1 protein-coding gene is annotated in these 1,829 nt (G+C 60.7%); it reads left to right on the forward strand.

Translation table 11 applies throughout. The features are described 5' to 3' along the window. The first annotated feature begins 123 nt into the window (after window positions 1-123). On the forward strand, window positions 124-1,821 hold the full coding sequence (locus HMPREF0178_RS04645) for a lipopolysaccharide biosynthesis protein (protein ID WP_009379508.1): 1,698 nt from the start codon (window positions 124-126) through the stop codon (window positions 1,819-1,821). The last annotated feature ends 8 nt before the right edge of the window (window positions 1,822-1,829 follow it).

Genomic DNA, 1,829 nt, shown 5'->3' on the forward strand with positions numbered 1-1,829 from the left:
GGAAGGGAGGGGGAAGCCTTTCTGAAGAAAGGCTTCCCCCTCCCTTCCCCGGTTTTCTTCCCCTTGAAAAAATAACACGCCCGGCATACGAGGGAACCCTTTTGCATTTCCAGTAAAAACATCATGATAGCGCCCGTCCCGCGACAAAAGGCCGAAAAGGGGCATTGCGCTGCGGACAAAGACAGCGTACGGAGACGCGAAATCCTCTTGCCCCGACACCGCCCCATGACCGAAGAACGCGAATCAGCCCCCAATCAGACGCCCGGCACGGATCAGGCGACGCACCAGCGGCCTCAGCAGGCTTCGCTGGCTCGCCGTTATATGGGCAAACTGCTGGCGAACATTGCCACCGTCCCCGTCTATCTGATCATGGAGGCGGTGCTCCCGCGTGCGCTCGGGCCGCAGGTCTACGGGAACTTCAACTTCTCCACCAGCGTGTTCACGCAGCTTACCGGCTTTCTGGACATGGGCACGTCCACCTGTTTTTACAACGCCCTGTCCCGGCGCCAGTACGAAATGCCGCTCGTCGCCTTTTATGGCCGGGTTTCGGCGCTGGTATTCCTCGTTACCATGCTCGCGGGCGTCTTCCTGCTTGTGCCGGGACTTGGGGATATGCTTTTGCCCGACGTCCCGCTCTGGTATGCTCCGCTGGCGGCTTTCTACGGCTTCCTGCTGTGGGGGACGCGCGTGGTGCGCTCCATGAACGACGCCCTCGGCCTGACCGTGCCCGGCGAGCTTCTGCGGAGCGGGGTCAACCTGCTCGGGGCCATCATCATTCTGGCGCTGTTCTGGTTCGGTTTCCTGAACGCGGGGAGTCTGTTCGGGCTGCAATATCTGATGATGGGAAGCATCGTGATCGGGTGCCTCGTCATCATGCGGCGCTCATGGGCGCATATAGATCTCAGCCTCACACGCGACCAGCGCCTCTCCTACACACGCGAATTTTCCGACTACAGTATGCCGCTGTTCGTGCAGGCGCTGCTTTCGGCGCTGGCCCTTTCCGCCGAACGCTGGGTGCTCCAGTGGTTCGACGGCAGCACACAGCAGGGCTATTTCGCGCTGTCCCAACGCGTCAGCGCCGCGTGTTTTCTGTTCGTATCCGCCATGACCCCGTTGATCATGCGTGAACTCGCCATTGCCTGGGGCAAGGACGACCGCGAACATATGGGGCACCTTCTGACCCGGTTCGCGCCGCTCCTCTTTGGGATCGCGGCATGGTTCTCCTGCTTCACCGCTGTGGAAGCTTCCGTGCTCGTGCATATTTTCGGCGGCGCGGAGTTCGCCGCAGCGCTTGTCCCCGTGCAGATCATGGCCCTGTATCCGGCCCATCAGGCTTACGGACAGCTGGCAAGCTCCGTTTTCCATGCCACCGGCAAGACCAAGGTACTGCGGAACCTTGCCTTTATCGAGCACTTCGGAGGCTTCCTCCTCGTATGGCTGCTGGTCGCGCCGCAGGACATGCTCGGCATGGGGCTCGGCGCAACGGGCCTTGCCCTCAAAACCGTGACCACGCAGTTCATCATGGTCAACCTGCTGTTCTGGATGGCCTCACGGCTCATCCCTCTCAATTTCTTCCGCAACCTGATGCTGCAAGGGCTCATCCTCGGCTCGCTCCTCGGAATCGCATGGGTCTGCAAGCAGGCGACGGGAATCTATTTTGCGGATGACGCCCATCAAGTCATACGCTTCTTCCTCTCCGGCATCCTCTACTCCTTCATGTCCCTCGGGCTCGTGGTCACCTGCCCGTGGCTGTTCGGGTGCTCATGGCAGGATTTCCGGGAAATGCTCATCCGCCTCCGACTGATCAAGAGAAAAGCCTGAGCCGGCCG

This window comes from Bilophila sp. 4_1_30 (assembly GCF_000224655.1).
Lineage (GTDB): Bacteria > Desulfobacterota > Desulfovibrionia > Desulfovibrionales > Desulfovibrionaceae > Bilophila > Bilophila wadsworthia.

Bases quoted from the DNA above. Each gene is read 5' to 3' on its own strand.
- HMPREF0178_RS04645 (WP_009379508.1), top strand. From the start codon at position 124: ATGATAGCGCCCGTCCCGCGACAAAAGGCCGAAAAGGGGCATTGCGCT.